The organism is Vibrio sp. SCSIO 43097 (assembly GCF_023650755.1).
Classification (GTDB): Bacteria; Pseudomonadota; Gammaproteobacteria; order Enterobacterales; family Vibrionaceae; genus Vibrio; species Vibrio alginolyticus.
This window is the reverse complement of record NZ_CP071841.1, coordinates 476,888-496,434: the sequence shown is the minus strand read 5'-3', so window position 1 is coordinate 496,434 and position 19,547 is coordinate 476,888. Positions and strand designations below refer to the sequence as shown.

17 protein-coding genes are annotated in these 19,547 nt (G+C 43.5%); 10 read left to right on the top strand and 7 right to left on the bottom strand.

Translation table 11 applies throughout. The features are described from left to right. The first annotated feature begins 153 nt into the window (after nt 1-153). Together J4N40_RS18670 and J4N40_RS18665 are read left to right on the top strand one after the other, a co-directional pair. Complete coding sequence (locus J4N40_RS18670) at nt 154-1,035, top strand: AraC family transcriptional regulator (RefSeq protein ID WP_033906538.1); 882 nt, start codon at nt 154-156, stop codon at nt 1,033-1,035. A gap of 277 nt (nt 1,036-1,312) precedes the next feature. After that, nucleotides 1,313-4,474: a chitinase C-terminal domain-containing protein gene (locus J4N40_RS18665; RefSeq protein WP_171345665.1), complete on the top strand. Its 3,162-nt coding sequence runs from the start codon at nt 1,313-1,315 to the stop codon at nt 4,472-4,474. 97 nt (nt 4,475-4,571) lie between these two features. Here the strand turns inward: J4N40_RS18665 and glgC are convergent, their stop codons facing one another. From glgC to J4N40_RS18645, 4 genes are all read right to left on the bottom strand, one after another. Further along, on the bottom strand, nt 4,572-5,789 hold the full coding sequence (glgC, locus tag J4N40_RS18660) for a glucose-1-phosphate adenylyltransferase (RefSeq protein WP_025767797.1): 1,218 nt from the start codon (nt 5,787-5,789) through the stop codon (nt 4,572-4,574). Between the two features lie 537 nt (nt 5,790-6,326). Then, nucleotides 6,327-8,075: a formate--tetrahydrofolate ligase gene (locus J4N40_RS18655; RefSeq protein ID WP_115386640.1), complete on the bottom strand. Its 1,749-nt coding sequence runs from the start codon at nt 8,073-8,075 to the stop codon at nt 6,327-6,329. Nucleotides 8,076-8,311: 236 nt separating this feature from the next. Beyond that, on the bottom strand, nt 8,312-9,616 hold the full coding sequence (locus J4N40_RS18650; protein ID WP_005376376.1) for an inosine/guanosine kinase: 1,305 nt from the start codon (nt 9,614-9,616) through the stop codon (nt 8,312-8,314). 232 nt (nt 9,617-9,848) lie between these two features. Beyond that, nucleotides 9,849-10,319, bottom strand: coding sequence for a CreA family protein (locus J4N40_RS18645; RefSeq protein WP_005397614.1), 471 nt, complete (start codon nt 10,317-10,319; stop codon nt 9,849-9,851). Nucleotides 10,320-10,464: 145 nt separating this feature from the next. Between J4N40_RS18645 and J4N40_RS18640 the strand changes: the two genes are divergently transcribed. Next, nucleotides 10,465-10,974 (top strand): flavodoxin, encoded by a 510-nt coding sequence (locus J4N40_RS18640; protein ID WP_250654645.1) that lies wholly within the window; start codon nt 10,465-10,467, stop codon nt 10,972-10,974. Nucleotides 10,975-11,169: 195 nt separating this feature from the next. After that, nucleotides 11,170-11,838, top strand: a complete 669-nt coding sequence (locus tag J4N40_RS18635; RefSeq protein ID WP_047103569.1) for an HAD-IA family hydrolase — start codon at nt 11,170-11,172, stop codon at nt 11,836-11,838. 430 nt (nt 11,839-12,268) lie between these two features. Here J4N40_RS18635 and J4N40_RS18630 read toward each other — a convergent pair whose 3' ends face one another. Then, the gene (locus J4N40_RS18630) at nt 12,269-13,699 is read right to left on the bottom strand and encodes a methyl-accepting chemotaxis protein (RefSeq protein WP_213967991.1); all 1,431 of its coding nucleotides are present in this window, start codon (nt 13,697-13,699) and stop codon (nt 12,269-12,271) included. Nucleotides 13,700-14,013: 314 nt separating this feature from the next. Here J4N40_RS18630 and J4N40_RS18625 point away from each other — a divergent pair, with 314 nt between their 5' ends. The 3 genes from J4N40_RS18625 to J4N40_RS18615 all read left to right on the top strand — a co-directional run bounded on the left by J4N40_RS18625 (nt 14,014) and on the right by J4N40_RS18615 (nt 16,192). Next, entirely contained in the window at nt 14,014-14,187 is a 174-nt protein-coding gene (locus J4N40_RS18625; protein WP_005376381.1) for a hypothetical protein, read from the top strand. 81 nt (nt 14,188-14,268) lie between these two features. After that, on the top strand, nt 14,269-14,871 hold the full coding sequence (locus J4N40_RS18620; protein WP_053303599.1) for an acyl carrier protein phosphodiesterase: 603 nt from the start codon (nt 14,269-14,271) through the stop codon (nt 14,869-14,871). Nucleotides 14,872-14,938: 67 nt separating this feature from the next. Next, nucleotides 14,939-16,192 (top strand): DEAD/DEAH box helicase, encoded by a 1,254-nt coding sequence (locus J4N40_RS18615; RefSeq protein WP_181881319.1) that lies wholly within the window; start codon nt 14,939-14,941, stop codon nt 16,190-16,192. 27 nt (nt 16,193-16,219) lie between these two features. On the opposite strand, the gene J4N40_RS18610 is transcribed toward J4N40_RS18615, so the two are convergent. Beyond that, nucleotides 16,220-17,008 carry an EAL domain-containing protein gene (locus J4N40_RS18610; RefSeq protein WP_042520834.1) on the bottom strand — a complete coding sequence of 263 codons (789 nt, stop codon included), beginning with the start codon at nt 17,006-17,008 and terminating at the stop codon, nt 16,220-16,222. A 187-nt stretch (nt 17,009-17,195) separates the two neighbouring features. Continuing rightward, complete coding sequence (locus J4N40_RS18605) at nt 17,196-17,828, bottom strand: hypothetical protein (protein ID WP_005376385.1); 633 nt, start codon at nt 17,826-17,828, stop codon at nt 17,196-17,198. 183 nt (nt 17,829-18,011) lie between these two features. Here J4N40_RS18605 and J4N40_RS18600 point away from each other — a divergent pair, with 183 nt between their 5' ends. The 3 genes from J4N40_RS18600 to J4N40_RS18590 all read left to right on the top strand — a co-directional run bounded on the left by J4N40_RS18600 (nt 18,012) and on the right by J4N40_RS18590 (nt 19,534). Next, nucleotides 18,012-18,254: a DUF2164 domain-containing protein gene (locus J4N40_RS18600; RefSeq protein WP_042520836.1), complete on the top strand. Its 243-nt coding sequence runs from the start codon at nt 18,012-18,014 to the stop codon at nt 18,252-18,254. Between the two features lie 174 nt (nt 18,255-18,428). Beyond that, nucleotides 18,429-18,968 (top strand): cytochrome b, encoded by a 540-nt coding sequence (locus J4N40_RS18595; RefSeq protein WP_042520838.1) that lies wholly within the window; start codon nt 18,429-18,431, stop codon nt 18,966-18,968. Continuing rightward, on the top strand, nt 18,965-19,534 hold the full coding sequence (locus tag J4N40_RS18590) for a YceI family protein (RefSeq protein ID WP_017634178.1): 570 nt from the start codon (nt 18,965-18,967) through the stop codon (nt 19,532-19,534). The genes J4N40_RS18595 and J4N40_RS18590 overlap by 4 nt, the downstream gene beginning before the upstream one ends. Nucleotides 19,535-19,547: the final 13 nt, after the last annotated feature.

The following is a 19,547-nucleotide window of genomic DNA, read 5'->3' as shown; positions in this document are numbered from 1 at the left end:
GATTAACGATGGTTAACAGGTCGATTTCTGCAAATAATTTGCCTATTTCTACAAAATTGATGCTCTTGAGCTAGAAAGTTAAAGTCGAGAGGAAGTATAGTGCTCGAAACGATAATAGAGACCAAACTCGTTGGTCATTGATGGAGCGCTCTAATGCACACTCTCGCAGATATCATGCAGCAATATGTTGAAAAGCAGGGGCTGCATGACCTAGAAGGTATGAAGAAAACAGCGATAGATGGCGTATGGTTTTATCGCAGTAGCAAAGGGAATCATCGCCAGCCGTTTGTCTATCAGTCCGGCATCATCGTCTTGGGTCAAGGGCATAAGAACATTCATATTGGTGATACACCAGTGCAATATGGGCCCGATGATTACCTTGTTGTCGGGGTTCCCATGCCACTAGAGTGCGAAGCGTTTGCGACAAACAATGAGCCTTTACTTGGCATTTCGATAGATATTTCGCCAACGCTTCTTCATAAACTCGTTAAAAAATTAGAGGCTGAGAAATTCAGTAATAAGTGTCTGGATGCTACCCGTTGCGGCCTTAAGTCGGTACGTATGAATGAAGGTATGTTGGATGCGTGCAAGCGGTTAATGAAAGCAATGTGTGACGAGCTTGATGTTATCATGCTTGGCGAGCTGCTTCTTGAGGAAATTGTGTATCGTACTTTGGTGAGCAAAGAGGGGTATGTTTTATTTGACCTAGCACATCAAGAAGGTTCTTACGCGAGGGTCGCTAAAGCACTAAATCGCGTGCATCAAGCGTATCACGAACAGTTGAACGTACAAGCATTGGCTGAAGAAGCCAACATGAGTGTGTCTGCTTTCCATCAAGCATTTCGCAATGTCACGCTTGAATCTCCGCTGCAATATATTAAGAAAGTTCGACTTAACAAAGCGCGCGAATTGATCCAGTTAGAGGGGCGACGTGTTAATGATGCAGCGAGAATGGTCGGGTACACGAGCCCATCACAGTTTAGTCGCGAGTACAAGCGGCATTTTAATGAAACGCCAAGGTCAACAAAGGCTTAGTGATCTTTATTTCAAAATGGCGACTTTTTTTACCTTTTTTATTAATTTGCGAGTGACATATTTATTTGAGTTATAAAATTAGTTACTGGTGCCAAATAATAGGTACGTTGTTGCAATCATTTAGTGGATTGTTGCGAGGCGGTGTGGAAAACTCGTAAATAGATAGTGTGAAATCACCAACTTGTACTTAAGTTATTTTACGTCGAAATAAAAGTATAGATGCGCTTCGTTTAGCGCATTTAGTATTGTTTTAACAATAACTTAAGGAAGAGCGATTATGCACCTTAAAAACGGCAACGCAGTGAAAAACGTGTTCACACTAAGCACACTCACCGCTTCTTGTCTTATGGCCTTCAATAGCTACGCAGCAGTTGACTGTGCCCCTCTAGAAACTTGGCAATCATCAAAAGTTTATAACGGTGGCGACCAAGTTCAGCATGAAGGTAATGCTTATAAAGCGCGTTACTGGACGCAAAACAACAATCCAGCGCAATCTGGTGAGTGGGGCGAGTGGGAAACACTTGGCGCTTGTGATGGCACTGGACCGGTTGATCCACCTCAGAATGAAGTCCCGACGGTTACTCTGACATCGCCTTCTGCGTCGGCTTCTGTGACTGCGGGTGATGTTGTTAGCCTAGCTGCAGATGCGGCAGATACTGATGGGACTGTTAGCAAAGTAGAGTTCTTTGTTGATGGTGTATTAGTTGGTCAGGCAACGTCTGCGCCGTATGCTGCATCGTGGACAGCAACTGAAGGACAGCACGAGTTCTCTACCAAGGCCTATGACGATGCAGGTGCCGTTAGTACGGCAAGTGTTGTGACGTTAACTGTGGCATCAGCGCAACCTGGTAACGAAGCGCCGACAGTGGATGTCGCGCTTTCTGCGAGCTCTATTGACCTGGGTGGTTCCGTAACACTGACTGCAAATGCTACGGATGCGGATGGTACCGTTGCTAAAGTTGATTTTTATGTTGCAGGTGTGCTTGCTGGCACTGCTACAACAGCGCCATACACGCTGGATGTAACCCCTTCACAAGCTGGCTCATTAAGTGTTTATGCGAGAGCAACCGATGATGCTGGAGCAACAGCAGATTCTGCAATTGCGACGTTAACAGTAAACGGCGGCGCAGTGACATCTAATTGTCGTCCTGATGGTCTTTATCAAACAACGGGTGTAGATGTTCCTTACTGTTCTATTTATGATGAAGAAGGTCGTGAGAAAATGGGGGCTGATCACCCACGTCGTGTAATCGGCTACTTCACCAGTTGGCGATCAGGTGACGACCCACAAGCGACTTACCTTGTTAAAGACATTCCTTGGGAACAACTTACTCACATTAACTACGCGTTTGTGAGCATTGGTTCTGACGGCAAAGTAAACGTTGGCGACGTTAATGATCCTAACAACCCTGCTACAGGTAAAACTTGGCCAGGCGTTGAGGTAGATCCTGCTCTTGGTTTTAAAGGTCATTTTGGTGCACTAGCAACTTACAAGCAAAAACATGATGTTAAAACGCTAATCTCGATTGGTGGTTGGGCTGAAACGGGCGGTCACTTCGATACGAACGGCGATCGTGTAGCTGATGGTGGCTTCTACACCATGACGACGAATGCGGACGGTTCTATTAATCATGCTGGTATTGAGAAGTTCGCAACTTCTGCCGTTGAAATGATGCGTCAGTACAAGTTCGATGGCCTGGATATTGACTATGAATACCCGACGTCAATGGCTGGTGCTGGTAACCCTTACGACAAAGACTTCATGGAACCACGTCGTCAGTATTTATGGGCGTCTTACCAAGAGCTGATGAAAGTATTGCGTGAGAAACTTGATGCGGCATCCGCGCAAGATGGTATTCATTATATGCTGACTATCGCAGCACCATCTTCAGGTTACTTGCTACGTGGGATGGAAACCTTCGATGTAACTAAGTACCTAGACTACGTAAACATCATGTCTTACGACTTGCATGGGGCTTGGAATGATCACGTTGGTCATAACGCGGCTTTATTCGATACAGGTAAAGACTCTGAGTTAGCGCAGTGGAACGTATACGGCACTGCTGCATACGGTGGTATCGGTTACTTGAACACAGACTGGGCTTACCATTACTTCCGTGGTTCTATGCCAGCAGGTCGTATCAACATTGGTGTTCCTTACTACACCCGTGGTTGGCAAGGTGTTACTGGTGGCGAAAATGGCCTATGGGGCCGAGCGGCACTACCAAACCAAGCAGAGTGCCAACCGGGCACAGGTGAAGGTGAGAAGAACAACTGTGGTCACGGCGCTATTGGTATCGACAACATGTGGCATGATACCGACCCTAAAGGAAACGAAATGGGCGCTGGTTCTAACCCAATGTGGCATGCTAAGAACCTAGAAAACGGTATTTGGGGCTCTTACGCAGCTGCTTACGGTCTCGACCCTGTCAACGATCCTTCAGATAAGTTTGTTGGTACTTATACCCGTCATTACGATAGCGTTGCTGTGGCACCTTGGTTGTGGAACGCAGAGAAGAGCGTATTCCTATCTACGGAAGATAAAGCTTCTATCGAGGTGAAAGCCGATTACGTTATCGATAAAGAGATCGGCGGTATCATGTTCTGGGAACTAGCCGGTGATTACAACTGTTACGTACTGGATGCAAATGGTAATCGTACGGCAGTAGATGCCACTGAACAAGCTTGTGCGGCGGGTAATGGTGAATACCACATGGGTAACACTATGACCAAAGCTATCTACGACAAGTTTAAGTCTGCGACGCCTTACGGCAACAAAGTAGCGACTGGCCCAACACCAACTGAAGCAGTAGACATTACTGTTAGTGTTGGCGGCTTCAAAGTTGGCGACCAAAACTACCCAATTAACCCGAAAATCACGTTTACGAACAACACTGGTCAAGCGATCCCTGGCGGTACTGAATTCCAATTCGATATCCCAGTATCTGCGCCGGACAACGCGAAAGACCAATCAGGTGGTGGTTTGAAAGTCATTGCTTCTGGACATACTCGTGCAAACAACATTGGTGGCTTAGATGGCGTAATGCACCGTGTGTCGTTCTCTCTACCAGCATGGAAAGACTTGCCAGCGGGCGGCACTTACGAGCTTGATATGGTTTACTACCTACCAATCTCTGGTCCGGCTAACTACTCAGTGATTTCTGGTGGTAAAGAGTTTGCGTTTAAGTTTGAACAGCCAGATCTACCAATTGGTGATCTCAATGCGGGCACGGGTGGTGGTACCACTGAACCAGGTACGTGTGATACGACAGGTTTAGTGACATACCCAGCTCTGCCACAAACGGATTGGGCAGGTAATCCAAGCCACGCTAACCAAGGCGATAAGATCATCCACAACGGTGTGGTTTACCAAGCGAACTGGTGGACAGCGGCTGAACCGGGTACAGATGGTAGCTGGTCAACGGTATGTAACATCTAATTATTATGGATTATTTGTTATAGCCTAATGTTTACAGGCACTTAAACAAAAGCGCACGATGATTATCGTGCGCTTTTTTGTTGTGATAGTTTGTCGTTTAATCGAATTGGTAACTTTCAGGTATGACGACAATACCTTTGTCTGAGATTTTAAATCGCTTCGCATCTTCAAGTTTGTTGATGCCAATTTGAGTATGTGGCGGAATACGAACATGTTTATCAACTATGCAGTTGACCAACTGACTTCCTTCACCGACTTCTACGTCATCAAAAATGATGGAATCGACTACCGTTGCACTATCTTGAATGCGTACATTAGAGGAAATAATGGAGTGCTGTACCGAGCCTCCGGAATTGATGACACCGGTAGCAATGATGGAGTTAATAAAAATGCCTTCATTACCCGTAGCCGACGATACAGTACGAGCTGGTGGAAACTGCGGCTCGTAAGTACGAATCGCCCAATTAGACTGATAAAGGTTCATTGGCGGCACAGGTTCTAGTAGATCCATATTCGCTTCATAGAAGGAATCAATGGTACCCACGTCGCGCCAATAGCAATCTTTATCGACGCGCCCTTTACTGCCACAGAATTGATAAGCGTAAACGGATTCGGTATCAATTAGCTTAGGTATGATGTCTTTTCCGAAGTCATGGCTTGATGAATCGAGTTTTGAGTCTTCTTCAAGCGCTTCTTTCAAAACATCCATATCAAAGATATATATTCCCATAGAAACAAGGCTTCTGGTCGCGCTTCCAGGAAGAGTAGGTGGGGTTTCAGGTTTCTCTATAAACGAAGTAACGAGCCCGTTTTCTGTGGTGCCCATTACACCGAATGCTGAAGCATCCTCTACGGGAACATCCATACAGGCAACGGTGAGCTTAGCACCTTTCTCTTTATGCTCTTCAAGCATTGCGGCGTAGTCCATTCGATAGATATGATCGCCGGATAACACAACCACATACTTTGCATCATTTCGCGATAGCAACCACATGTTGTGATAAATCGCATCGGCGGTTCCTTCATACCATGCACCACCTTTGCGCATTTGTGGTGGAACAGCAGTAATGTACTCGCCTAGCTCTGGATTGAATATCGACCAGCCGTCTCGTAAGTGTTTTTGAAGTGAATGAGATTTATATTGGGTTAAAACAAGGATCTTGCGTAAACCCGAATGTAAACAATTGGTTAGTGTGAAATCTATAATTCTATATTTTCCGCCAAAAGGTACGGCTGGCTTGGTTCTGTCATCGGTGAGTGGGCTGAGTCTAGACCCCATCCCTCCTGCTAAAATTACGGCGAGTGCGTCTTCCATAATATTCCCTTTCCCTTTTCTGACATGCATCAAAACGGTGCTAACCTGAAGGAGGTGGTATGCAACGCAGAGGTTTTGAAAAGCATGTGCTAATGTGCTTATTAGTGAAAAGTCTACTACAAGAATCGAGCCATAGAATATCTCCTTAAAAATCAAGGAGGTTAAAATTTCACTGTAAGACAACTGCACCATATTAGTGAAGCGCTAAATAGCCCGTGCATCAAATTGGCGCAAAATTGTAGAAAGGAGAAGTCAACAAGTATGGATTTACAATGTAAAGTGGCGACAAAACAAGAAGATAAATAGGGTTTTCTAGCTTAATAACTATGGCCAAACAAGGCTTAGGGTTAGCGTCTTAACTCTAAAGGTCTAAAACAGGCGCGTTGATGTAAGGCAGGAGAGCTTTGTATCAACGATTCAAGAGTAGAAGGCCTGAGACAACTCTTTTCACAGTTGTTGAGAGTGAGTGGATAGGTAAGTAGACCACTCACTCAATGAATATGCTCACTTCACTGATAGCGATACGTTATCACTGCACTAAGAGAGACCGACGATATTTCCTTCATCATCAAGATCTAAGTTCATAAATGCGGGTTTATCAGGTAAGCCTGGCATCGTCATCACGGTACCAGATAATGCATAAACGAATCCTGCACCCGCACACAAGCGCAGCTCGCGGATTGGGACGGTAAAACCAGTTGGTGCGCCTTTGACTGCGGAGTCTGTGGTTATCGATAGTGGTGTCTTCGCGATGCAAACCGCTAAGTTGTTAAAGCCTAATTGCTCAAAATGTTTGAGCTGTTCAGTCGCGATAGGAGTCATTTCTATATTGGTTGCTCCATAGCCCGCTTCACATACTGCCATGAGCTTTTCGAGTAATGATTGCTCTTTGTTGTATAACGGACAAAACTCTACAGGCGTGGTACACGCATCAATAACATGTTGAGCTAGTTCCGTTGCGCCTTGTCCGCCTTGCGAAAAAGCGGTGCTGATGGCTACTTTAACTTCGGGATTAAATTGGTGAATCAGATCTTCAAGAGCTTTAAGCTCTTTCACACAATCTTGTGGAAACTGGTTAATGGCAACGACAGCAGGTAAACCGTATTTATGAACGTTATTTATGTGCCATTTTAAATTTTCAAACCCAGCCTCCAATGATGCTTGGTCCGGATTAAAAATGGAATCTGAAATAGCCATACCTGGTCGTAAATCGTAGTGTCCGGAATTCGCTTTGAGGCCGCGTAATGTTGCTACGATCACTACACAGTCCGGGGCTTTGTTGGCGGCAGCAGCTTTAATGTTACACGCTTTCTCAAATCCCATATCCGAACCAAAACCGGCTTCAGTTACCGTGTAACCTGACAGTTTTAGCGCAATATCGTCCGCGATAATGGATGAATTTCCATGGGCGATGTTTGCAAATGGACCTGCATGGATCAACGTAGGAACACCTTCTAGAGTTTGCATCAGTGTTGGTGCAATCGCCTCTTTTAGTGTTACTGCCATTGCTCCTGCAACTTGTAGATCTTCCGTAGTGACGGGGTTTCCGTTCAAATCGTACGCTACGACAATTTTCCCAATACGTTGACGTAAATCTTTTAAATCTTTGGCTAGTGCAATGATAGCCATTAACTCAGAAGCGGCTGAAATATCGAACCCTTCGTCACGCTCGAAACCATTGATGGTTTTTCCTGCATCATTGAGGCCAATTTTGACTTTACGTAGTGCACGATCATTATGGTCCATCACTCGTTTCCAAGTAATACTTGCCGTGTCGATTTTAAGTGCTCTTAACCCGGTGCGAGATTCAAAGGCATCATAACCCTCGCGTTGCTCATGGAACAAGCGAGCGTCAAGAGCGGCTGAAGCAAGGTTGTGCGCCGCTGTCACTGCGTGAATGTCACCAGTAAGGTGTAAGTTTAACTCTTCCATTGGAGCTACTTGAGAATAACCGCCGCCCGCTGCGCCACCTTTAATACCGAAGACGGGTCCCATCGAAGGTTGCCTTATACATGCAATAACAGATTGATTAAGCTTTGCTAAACCTTGCGCCAGTCCTATCGTCGTAACGGTTTTTCCTTCGCCAAGAGGAGTCGGCGTGATCGCAGTGACGAGTACAAGTTTACCGTCATCATTTGCTTTGAGTCGTTCCAAACATTTTGGGTGGACTTTGGCTTTGTGCTTCCCGTGAGTGTCATACTCTTCGGGCAATAGTCCTACTTTTTCCGCGATAACATCAATAGAAGAAAGTGGTGTGTTTCGGCAAATTTCGATATCTGACTGCATGGAGAATCCCCAAAGTGGCACACAGGTAGCGTTGAAAAACTACCTGAGTTATAACGAGTATTATTGTGAGGCAAAGGTCTGCTTGGTGATGGTACTGTTTCGGTTAGGCTTGTAAAGAGTTTACTGCTTCGTATTGTGCGACATACTAACAAAATCTACTCGTTACAGTGCTAGATAAAAACAAAAAGGCCACCAAATGGTGACCTTGATATATTTTCAGCTTTAAAGCTGTCGTTTTAACGATCCCAATAAGTCTCTTCTAAGCTATCTTCTCGTTCAGGAAGCGCTCGCGATAGGCGAGGAGAGTGCTGCGTCAACACTTCATAGCTTACTCGGTTTGCGTATTTACAGATCTGAGAAAGCGAGGAGTAGGTTAAGCATCGTACTTCGTGCTTTTCTGAGTTAGGCACTTCTTTTTGGTGGAAAGAGTTTGCTGCCATGTCATGCAGTAAGGCTGAAAGGGCTGCATCACCTGCACCGTTAGTGTTCTTAATCTCTAGTGGTCCACCAAGGTAAGGGCCGATGTGAGAGTAGACCTTCATTGGGTTTTGACAGTCTTCTTTACGCATCGCACGACTAAACTCGTACTGGTTAAAGGCTTCGAGGGAGCTTTCAAGGATGTCGTGTGTGGTTTCTCGTTTTACTTTCTCATCGGTGTAACCAGCCATGTACAGACCATTTGGTCCTGCTGTACAAAGTACGAGATCAACCCACTCAAGCGCTTTATCTGCAGCTGCTAGCGGCTCTGTTTCACCTGTTAGCGCCGCACCTTCTTCTTCATTCATAGCGACAACAGAAATGTTTTCGCGAATGTATTCTTGCCACCACTGTGCGTTACCTTCGATAACGTACTTTGTCCCTAACGTAAGTACAACAGGGACATCGTGCTTCTTAGCAAAGTCGATCGCTCTTTGTACCGCTTTAGGCATTGGATCTTCTTCTTTACCACGCATTAGGTAAGAAGAAACAACCAGGGCTGATGCTTTCTCAAAGATCTCTTCAGGAATGCTCTCCGGAAGTAGTTGATTCATATGACCTTCGTTGATAGCAAATGTACGCTCACCGTCTTGAGAAATTAGGGTGTAGCAGCGACCAATAGGGCCATCTACCGTTTGTAAATGGTTAAGGTTCATGCGTGAAGACGTACGGCAAAGGTAGCGGTAAGCAAAAGAACCGACTTGAATGTTCTTAGACATCACACCGAGCAAAACGGATTTGCTATCGGCTAAAACTGAGTAGTTGTGAAGAGTATTGCCAATCGTGTCACCTGGGTATTGGTGTGTGATCAGGCCTTGCTCAACCAGTTCTTCGTAAAGTGCATCTGCTTTGCTTTCTTCAAGAACGAGCGAATGTCCTTTACTCAGGTTGTATTTCTCTAAAAACGCGTCATCTACACGTGCTTCGATATCTACAATGGTTTGACCGACACCAACAATAGTTGGGCGATATAGCTTAGGTGCCTGTCGGATTTGGTTTACTAATGGATCTCGAGCGTGAGTTGGGAAGTAGTGTTTAGATTTACGCTGACCAGGAAACTTCATGCTTGTTCTTGAGTGAGAAAAAAAGAGGCGGGATTGTATCACAAAAAAATGAAAATCGTGGCGATTTATTACAAAGAAGTCTGCTCGCTGAAAAAATCAGCGAGCTGAGTAAATAGCAACCAAAGCAGCTGCAATTTATGGCGCTTGTCGTATTGCAATGGGTTGTTTTTTAAACTTGTTGCTCAGCAGCGCCCGGAAAGAGCCTGCTCCGCGCTAACTAAATTTACCTGCGTTACTTTTTCACTTCAGTTGGCTCAACGTAAGCCTTGGTACCCCAAAGTGGGACTGTCGAAAGGCTATGCTTAAAACTACCATCGGTCTCTTTTGTTGTATAAGACAAGTAGAGTAAGGTTTGGTTATCGGCATCATAAATACGGCGAACCTTCATTGTTTTGAAGAAAATGCTTTTTGACTTCTTAAATACAATTTCACCGGACTTACTCTTATCTATTTTTGCAATCATTTCCGGTGTGATTTCGCCAGTCTGACGACATGATATTGAGCTATCACTTGGATCCGCTAAGCTGAAATCCGCTTCGATAGAGGCGATGTGACATGTGACACCTGTTACCACCTCGTCTTTCAACTCACCGACTTTGATGTCTTTCAAAGTAAACCAACCGAGCCCCACGTCAGCAACATCGTTATCTGAACAACCAACTAGAGTAGTAGCAAGCAATGCACTTAACAGCATCTTTTTCATTATTTTTGTCCTTAACTAGGAAAGATATTGATGAAATCTATCAGAGGTTTGCACCTAAAACAAAATTTAGCCACGGAAAGGTCTATGTGCGCTAGGTTTGTTGCGGGCTTCATGCTAATGTACTGCTCTAAACGAAGGTATCAAGATGAATGAACAACAGTTAGCCAGTATCGAGCGTAAAAATACATGGCTGTATGATCTGGTCGAAGTTGAATTTCCGACACCAGAGAGTTTGAAAGGGCGCGATGTCTATTTCAAAACGCTAGAAAAAGCAACGTATCAAGTAGTCGACAAAGACACACTACTGGAAAGTGACTCTGAATTTAACCCCGACGATATTTTTCTGGTCGATTTTCATCGACTCACCATTATGTTCTCTATCTTGCAATCTCAGCGCTGGGAACAGCAGTATGATAAAGATATGATCATTGAATATCTGACACAGATTATCCTCACGCCAGATTTTGAATTATATGTTGGTTTTAAATCTGGAGTCCCAATTGGTGCTGCTATTGTTAGCCATCTCGAAGGAAATACACTCATCTCTGATGTTGCTGTTTCTGAATCAAAGTACAAAAGCTCGTTTGTGGCTGATCTGGCTAAAAGACTAAGCACCGAGCAAAAACTGTTAGACTCAGTGGTTATCGAAGGCTAACTTACACATCAATGTGCATAAAAAGTAAAGCAAGATGACGTTGGGTGATCTTGCTTAGAAAAACTGTAATTGCTCCCTTCTATTTCCATGAAATGCCAAGCTCGTCGTTTCAACAATCCCAAACTCAAATAAGATTAATCCAAACATTCTTAAAATCAGCTTGGGCTTGAGCCTTTAAGACGTCTGGAGATGGCTATGGCAATTACCAATATTAAGTGCGTGATATTTGACTGTGATGGTACGTTGGTCGACAGCGAAAGACTGTGTTGCCAAGCGCTCGTCAATGTATTTAACCAGCATGGGGCTGAGTTAACGATGGAAGAGTGCGTTTCTCACTTTAAAGGAGGAAAGCTCGCTGACATCCTTTTAGATACTAAAGAATTGAAAGATATCAAAGTCCCAATTGATGTTTTAGAACCGCAATACCGAGAAGAAGTCCAGTCTCTTTTTGTGCGTCACTTACAGCCGATGGATGGCGCAAAACGATTAATTCAGTTTTTGGATTCGCATAATATCGAATATTGTGTGGCGTCTAATGGACCTAAAGATAAAATTGAATACGCTTTGGAGTTAACCGGTTTACTCGATGCTTTCCGAGGGAAAGTGTTCTCGGCATTCGATGCGAATAGTTGGAAGCCTGAGCCCGATTTAATCATGTACAGTGCTATGAGCATGGGCTTTTTACCAAGTGACTGTCTTTATATTGATGACACGCCTAAAGGAGTCGAGGCGGGACTAAACGCCGGTATCAAAACGGTGCAGTTATTTAATGGTGAAGCTATCAATCGTGTTGATGACGAGCGTGTAATTCGCATCCATCATTTAGATGAATTAAAAGAGCAGCTGTGTGGCTGCTCTGTTTGACCTATTAATGGCAAACCGGACTTAAGCTGTGGATGTGCTTAAGTTTAGACTGTAGGTAAGGCGTTTGATGTAGACATTGGATAGATGAGAAGTTTTTTGTATGAAATCCGCAAGCAGCGCATGTGAATTTCTCGCCATCCGATGAAATGAGATATTCATCTCCTTGGCAGAGTGGGCAATTCAGGTTCTCTATGTCTTTTGTGTCTTTGTAATTATTCATATTGTTTTCCAGCAGCAAATTGGAATTGGCAAGATCAAGCATAGCGGAACGCTCTGTTTAAGAACATTATTTCATCGGGTACAGCGAGAACTTGAGATTCACTTCAAATATCCACTTGGATGTCGTAGAAAATATCGAAGGTAATAGTTGAACACGGTTTAAAGAAAAGGGCTCCCTAAGGAGCCCTTGTTGATCATAAGTTCCACAACGTTATGCGGTGCGGTAGCGTTGTAATATCTCACCAAGAGAAACGGAGGCTTGCGTGAGATTAGCGACGCCAGCGGTAGATTGCTCCGCCACTTCTCTGATTGTGCTTGATTGACTACGAATTTCTGAAAGTTCCGATGCAATATCGTTAGCAACTGCGCTTTGTTCTTCAGCAGATGTGGAAATCTGAATGCTCATGTCCATTAATGAGCGTGCTGACTCGGCAATAGAGGTAACATCATGGCCGATTTCATCAATAAGCTGGCTGCTGGTTTGAGCTTGCTGAACGGTTCGGTTGGTGATTGAAGCAATGTTCTGACTCTCTATTTGAAGCTTCTCAATCATGGCTTGGATCTCTACTGTTGCCTGTTGAGTTCTGCTTGCTAATGTACGTACTTCATCGGCAACCACTGCAAATCCACGACCTTGTTCACCAGCACGGGCTGCTTCGATTGCTGCGTTTAGTGCCAACAGGTTAGTTTGTTCTGAAATGGCGTTAATCGTTGTGATCACGTCATTAATCTGCGTCGTATTCTCGTTTAAATTGGTTACTGACGTAGAGGCTTGTTCAATATAGCTAGATAACGTCTCTATCTCGCCAATCACGTTTTGTACACGGCTTCTGCTTAGTTCGATCTTCTGGGCATCTTGGTCTGACTGCGTCGTTGCTTGTTGAGAAATACTTGATACCTCCTTTGCAGAGGCTGTCATTTCTTCCATTGCCGTCGCGACTGAATCAAGCGTTTGATATTGATGAGATATCTGGGTTTCACTCAACTGCATATCTTTTTCGAATGCAGAAGATGTCTCGCTCAACATCGTTGCATTATTTTTAACACTATTAACCAGTTCACTTAAGGTATCCATAGACTTGTCTAGCGCACAGCCGATGGTACCGAATTCATCTCGACCTGGATGGAAACCAAGGCGAGAGGTTAAGTCACCGTCACCAATTTTTTCGGTTGTTGTATATAAAACCCACAGAGCTCCTCCGATAAACGTTGCCACCCAGTAAGAGAATAGGGCAAAAGGAATACCCCATAAGAAGCTGAGTAATAGTGACGATAGAGCTGATGATTTTAACGATTCGTATTGTGTGGACACATTTTGAGTCAGCTTAATCACTTCTCCAGAATGCAACTTGGCATAAGCGGTCACAGACCCATCGACAAAAGAACTCTCGCTTACGCGGTTCGATTTCGATACGCCGTCAATTTCTGTAGCGCGGTTTGATTGAGCATCAACGATACCAGAAAGCTTCGCTTCGCTCGCCGAGATGGCTTGCTGCTCAAATTGTTGTATTTCATTGAAGTAGCGGCTTCCAGCCACTGAAGTGAGGGCTACTAAAAACAGTAGGAATATCACCCACATTTTGTCGTTGATAGACATCTTGATAAACAGCCTGTCTATCGTTCTAAACTCAACTTCTCTCATTTAAAGCTCCATTAGAGATAAAAGATATTGACCAAATCTATTGCTATATCGAAACAAAATATGCGAAGTTAATCAGCAAAATATGTAACGAATACTAAATTTAGTTTAAGAAATGAGATCTAAGGACGCCTATAACAGTATGTTATATCTTTAAATTGACATGAATGTTGATAAAAGAGTCATTTCTCTAAAGTGTTAAGCGGATATGAAACTTAATTGCAATCGTTTACTTTTGATTATGCTCATAGGTTTTTAAATCTTTACTTCTCGCTGTCATGAATGTGTCATATAAAGACTATAAAAAGGAGTTGCTGATGTGGATATGGCAAGAGTCAGGCCGTCAGCAAGTAAAAGCAAGAGAGCTTAAAATAAAGGAGGTCACAATGAGCGACCAATACCAAAACGATGAGAGCCTAGAGCTGCTAGATGCGCTTGAAATTGGCATTATCTTGTCGGAATACGTTGGCTCAGACAACGAAGCCGAATAGCGGAACACTCTCATCTCGTCGTAATTGACGTTATACTAGGTTCATGTCACACCAAGCCCTAGAGGCCAAAACTGGCGTCGAATGAACTTTCTAGCCCACCTGCATATCGCAGAACACAGTAACAGCCATTTATTGGGAAACTTGCTTGGAGACTTCGTAAAAGGAGATCCAAGCAAGCTGTATGATCGCGATATCTCAAATGGCATCAGATTACATAGATTTGTTGACCGTATTACTGACCATCATCCAATCGTCAACGAATGTAAGCCTCATTTCACTGGTGTTGCGAGACGTTTTGCACCTATCGCTTTAGATATGTTTTGGGATCATTGCCTCGCAAAACACTGGAACGACTTTCATTCCGTGTCTCTCGAACACTTTGTAAAAACGGCATACGAGAGAGTAAACCGAGAGGTTCATGAACATTTGCCGCCACGTTTTTTGGTGCTCCACAGCAGAATGTGGCATGGCCGATGGCTTCAATCCTATCAAGATCTAGACAATATAGAATTTGCACTACATCGGATGTCGCAAAGAAGTCCTAGAATGGCAGACTTAACCACAACATTTAAAGTGATTGAAAGTGATTACACCGAATTAGAAGAGAAGTTCTCGTCACTTTATCGAGATGTTTTGCGCCAGTCGTATGATTTTCAGCAACAGCTTAATGACTCAACTCAATGAGATAGAAAAGTAGTATGGCTTTAGGGGCTCTGGTAAACTCTGCGCTCCAAAAATAATGAGGTTACACATGTCTGTTAATTTTGCTGATTTAGGCATCGAACAAAAGCTAATCGAGACGCTAGGCAATCTAAATATCGTGACGCCAACACCAGTGCAAGAAAAGTCAATTCCACACGTCCTTGCAGGAAAAAACTTACTTGCTGCTGCACAAACTGGTACGGGAAAAACGGCTGCGTTTGGTTTACCTATCATACAAACCGTTCAGCAAAAGAAACTTAATGGCACACCTCGAGCATTGATTTTGGTTCCAACACGCGAGCTTGCACAGCAGGTATTTGATAATTTGAATCAGTACTCGGCAGAAACAGAACTTCGCATCGTGTGTGTTTATGGTGGTACAAGCATTGGCGTACAAAAGAGAAAGTTAGAAGAGGGTGCTGATATTTTGATTGCCACGCCAGGCCGCCTTTTGGATCACCTGTTTAATGGTAACGTAAACATCTCTAAAACCGGTATGCTCGTGTTAGACGAAGCCGACCGTATGTTAGATATGGGATTTTGGCCTGACTTGCAGCGCATCTTCCGACGTTTGCCTGCTGAGAAACAGATCCTATTGTTCTCTGCGACATTTGAGAAGCGAATCAAAACTATTGCGTATAAACTCATGGAATCGCCAGTTGAAGTCGAAGTTTCACCAGCAAATACGACTGCTGAAACGGTAACACAAATGGTTTATCCAGTGGATAAAAAACGGAAACGTGAATTGCTAGCGTACTTAATTGGCTCGCGGAATTGGCAGCAAGTGCTTGTATTTACAAAAACGAAGCAAGGCAGTGATGAGTTAGCGAAAGAGCTCAAGTTAGATGGCATCAAAGCGGTTTCTATCAACGGTGATAAATCACAGGGTGCCCGCCAAAGAGCTTTGGATGAATTTAAACAAGGTAAGGTACGTGCTTTGATTGCAACCGATGTGGCAGCACGAGGGTTAGATATTCAAGAGCTAGAACAAGTCGTGAACTTTGATATGCCATTCAAAGCAGAAGATTATGTCCATCGAATTGGCCGCACTGGAAGAGCTGGAAAGTCAGGTTTGGCGGTTTCTCTGATGAGTAGAGATGAGGAGTACTTGTTGCAAGCTATCGAGAATCTGCTTGATCAACGCTTACCCCAAGAATGGCTGGCAGGTTTCGAACCAAGTCTTGTAGAAGAAGTTGAGCCTGAACAAAATGGGCGTCGTCGTAGTCGTTCATCTGAGAAGCGTAAGCTAAAAGCAAAATTGGCGATTCATAAGAATCGTGGTAAATCACGTAGCTCTCGCTAAACCGCGCAAACTTTTGTTCTTACATAGTCAGGCTGTTTTTGCCTCTTCATAGACGTCTAACGTTTGGGGGATAGCAAGTAGGTACCCTTGATACATATCGAAACCGAGCTTTTTCATTAAGCGAAGTTGATGCTCGGTTTCAATTCCTTCGATAACGGTTTTAGAGCATAACGCTTTTGCGAGTGATAATGCATCGTTAAGCGCTTTAAAATCACCGTTTTCATACCTTAGCAATAAAGAGCGATCCATCTTGATTATATCTGGGCAAACGCTTCTCACTCGCTCAGTTGTCGATGCATTGACGCCATAATCGTCAATCGCTAATTTAAATCCTTCAAGACTTAACTCCCGAGCAGCTTGAGACAAAGAGAGTTCATCCTCCACCTTCAATTCAAGTAACTCCATGACGATTTGTTCATTCATCAAATGCGATTCATAAATGGTTTGTTTTAGCAGTCGGTTATAAGTGATGTCTTTGACTAGTATCTCTGCCGCTACCGGTAATACATTGAGAAACAATTGTTTTGTGTGAAAGCGAGACTGAGAGAAATTTTTGATATGGATTAGGCGACTTAAGCGTTCAACATTGAGCAAATCTTGAGTGGGAGTCGCTTTGGATTGGAAAAACTGATCTGGCCTAACCATGGTGCCATTGGCATTGCTAATTCTTACCAGTGCTTCAAGGCCAACGATGGAAATATCGTTCTTATATATGGGTTGAAAGACACTGCGGAGAGTGAAGTTCGCGTATTTCGCAATATACTGCCCGTCGGCTTCTTTCCGGATGCAACTAAGTAGTTGCGAGATGCTCATCATTGTTACCACAACCTAAATCAATGTCTCAACATCAGCGTTATCGCGCTAATTTTTCTATTTCATTGGCAATGAATCTAAGTGTGCTCATTAACTCAAGCAAGAACGATGGTAATGGATGGGTAGTTTTGTCGAGTGATATCAAACAAATTGATGAAATAATTGATAATCTCAGCACTTCAATTTGATGCTACCATTGCAGTACGGCATACAACTGCAAATATTTTCTGACTAACTGCTGTTTGTTCGAACGCCGTAAAGGATGCCCAAACTTAATGTAACAAGGGCTAATACCGAATCGAGTGTCCAACGATTGCGTGAGTTGCGACTCGCTGGTGTACAGTGTGATTCCTTGTTCTGTGTATTCGTTGATCTGATCGGGTAGTTCCCCCATCCACCAATGAAGCAATTCTCGGCTCGTTTTGCTGCGACTTATCCAATGATCACAAACTAAAAAGAGTAGGTCATTAGGCTGTAAGGCATAGCCATATTCACTCTGCCATTCCGTAATTGATGAGAGTAAGTTTTCCCGGCAAGATTTTCCGGCACTGACCATATGGTGACTCAGAACCCAGACAGTGCCGATGTCGGATGAAATTCGATAGTGATGGGGAAGGTCTGGAGAATCCAACACTTCGATTGGCTTTATCACGCAGTTGTATCCAAAGTGACGAAAAGTATGTTCCATCCTTCTTGAAAACGCGAGACCAAGATGATGCTCACTCATGCCTTGGTTATGCACCGCAGGGTAATGCTTTTCACACAGCTTAAGACAGTCGTCTTGAAAATCATTAACACTTTGAATAACTAGGTCGAGTAGCAAAGAATATCCCTTAATAATTACAAAACGAACTGCAAAAGGTTAGCATAGTCTTTTGAGAATAGACTAATTTACTTCGGCAACTTCTTGATCTAAACACCAAATTTCTCACAAATGACCGTGTTTAATCTTTAATAGAGCAACACGAAAGAAGCAGAAGTTGAACAAAAATTTGAAAGGGAAAAAATGATAAAGCTAGAACGCGCACAAAAAGAGGCGTTGGCCACCGCCATTCAAGATTACATGCAAGACGAGCTAGATGTTGAAATTGGCCAGTTCGATAGTGAGTTTCTAATTGATTTTATTACAGAAAAACTAGGACCAATTTATTATAACAAGGGTGTTGAAGATGCTAAGTTACTGGTTGAACGCAGAATGTTAGAAGTTTCCGAAGAGCTGTATGAGATAGAACAAGAAATTAAGCTGTAAGTTTCAGTTTTACAAACGATTTAAAGTTCCTTCAAAAAATTCGAACAACTTGATAGATACGGTACCATTGGCTGGATGTAAATGATGGTAAATAATCTGTTTCATATGACGTAAATAGGTTAATGTAGTGTTTCTTGCTCAGCATTAACTTAGGAATATATCTAGGAACTTGAGATGGATACACTGGTAAAGAATTACAACCTTACTGCACGCGTGATGCATTGGTTATCAGCGCTGTGCATTATTGGTCTATTTGCAGTGGGTTTGTGGATGGTCGACCTTAGCTATTACAGCGAATGGTATCGAACTGCGCCGCATTACCATCGCTCTGTCGGTATTTTACTCGCTATTTTAACTTTGGTACGCATAGTATGGAAACATGTGACGGCGTCACCAAAGGTAGAAGGCAAACGTTACGAAGTGCTTGCTGCTAAAGCAGCGCATGGTGTCATGTACCTACTATTGGTCACCATCTTTGTTTCAGGTTACCTCATTTCAACGTCTGATGGACGCGGCATCGAAGTGTTTAATTGGTTCACCGTGCCAGGAGCGGGAGAGTTATTCCCAGGCCAATCAGATATTGCAGGTGAGATTCACTTCTATGCAGCTTGGGCAGTCATCCTGATTGCAGGCTTACATGCTATTGCTGCACTAAAACACCACTTTATCGATAAAGACAACACATTAAGAAAAATGTTAGGAGCTTCAAAATGAAAAAGTCACTTTTCGCTACAGGATTAGCTATCGCTATGGCACTGCCATTTGGTGCGCAAGCTGCAGATTATGTCATCGATACCAAAGGTGCTCACGCTTCAATCAACTTTAAAGTTAGCCACTTGGGTTACAGTTTCATCAAAGGTCGTTTCAATACATTTTCTGGTGACTTTTCTTTTGATGAAAACAACATTGCTGACTCAAAAGTAAATGTTGTTGTTGATACAACCAGCCTAGATTCAAACCATGCTGAACGTGACAAACACATTCGTAGTGGTGACTTCATCGATGCTGGCAAATACAGTGAAGCAACCTTTACTAGCACAAAAGTGGTTGATAAAGGCAATGGCAAACTAGATGTAACTGGTGATCTAACGCTACACGGTGTTACTAAGCCTATTACTATTGAGGCTGAATTCGTTGGTGCTGGTAGTGACCCATGGGGCGGCGAGCGCGCTGGCTTTGTTGGCAACACTCGCCTAGAGCTTGCTGACTTTGACATCCCAGTAATGGGTGCTTCAAGCTACGTCGATATGGAACTTCATATCGAAGGTATTAAGAAGTAATTAGTTCCTTTTA

What these genes read in the sequence shown, in the direction of transcription:
- J4N40_RS18635 (WP_047103569.1), top strand. Translation starts at nt 11,170, where the DNA reads ATGGCAATTACCAATATTAAGTGCGTGATATTTGACTGTGATGGTACG.
- J4N40_RS18655 (WP_115386640.1), bottom strand. Translation starts at nt 8,075, where the DNA reads ATGCAGTCAGATATCGAAATTTGCCGAAACACACCACTTTCTTCTATT.
- J4N40_RS18615 (WP_181881319.1), top strand. Translation starts at nt 14,939, where the DNA reads ATGTCTGTTAATTTTGCTGATTTAGGCATCGAACAAAAGCTAATCGAG.
- J4N40_RS18665 (WP_171345665.1), top strand. Translation starts at nt 1,313, where the DNA reads ATGCACCTTAAAAACGGCAACGCAGTGAAAAACGTGTTCACACTAAGC.
- J4N40_RS18630 (WP_213967991.1), bottom strand. Translation starts at nt 13,699, where the DNA reads ATGAGAGAAGTTGAGTTTAGAACGATAGACAGGCTGTTTATCAAGATG.
- J4N40_RS18650 (WP_005376376.1), bottom strand. Translation starts at nt 9,616, where the DNA reads ATGAAGTTTCCTGGTCAGCGTAAATCTAAACACTACTTCCCAACTCAC.
- J4N40_RS18590 (WP_017634178.1), top strand. Translation starts at nt 18,965, where the DNA reads ATGAAAAAGTCACTTTTCGCTACAGGATTAGCTATCGCTATGGCACTG.
- J4N40_RS18640 (WP_250654645.1), top strand. Translation starts at nt 10,465, where the DNA reads ATGAATGAACAACAGTTAGCCAGTATCGAGCGTAAAAATACATGGCTG.
- J4N40_RS18600 (WP_042520836.1), top strand. Translation starts at nt 18,012, where the DNA reads ATGATAAAGCTAGAACGCGCACAAAAAGAGGCGTTGGCCACCGCCATT.
- J4N40_RS18595 (WP_042520838.1), top strand. Translation starts at nt 18,429, where the DNA reads ATGGATACACTGGTAAAGAATTACAACCTTACTGCACGCGTGATGCAT.
- J4N40_RS18620 (WP_053303599.1), top strand. Translation starts at nt 14,269, where the DNA reads ATGAACTTTCTAGCCCACCTGCATATCGCAGAACACAGTAACAGCCAT.
- J4N40_RS18610 (WP_042520834.1), bottom strand. Translation starts at nt 17,008, where the DNA reads ATGATGAGCATCTCGCAACTACTTAGTTGCATCCGGAAAGAAGCCGAC.
- J4N40_RS18645 (WP_005397614.1), bottom strand. Translation starts at nt 10,319, where the DNA reads ATGAAAAAGATGCTGTTAAGTGCATTGCTTGCTACTACTCTAGTTGGT.
- glgC (WP_025767797.1), bottom strand. Translation starts at nt 5,789, where the DNA reads ATGGAAGACGCACTCGCCGTAATTTTAGCAGGAGGGATGGGGTCTAGA.
- J4N40_RS18670 (WP_033906538.1), top strand. Translation starts at nt 154, where the DNA reads ATGCACACTCTCGCAGATATCATGCAGCAATATGTTGAAAAGCAGGGG.
- J4N40_RS18625 (WP_005376381.1), top strand. Translation starts at nt 14,014, where the DNA reads ATGTGGATATGGCAAGAGTCAGGCCGTCAGCAAGTAAAAGCAAGAGAG.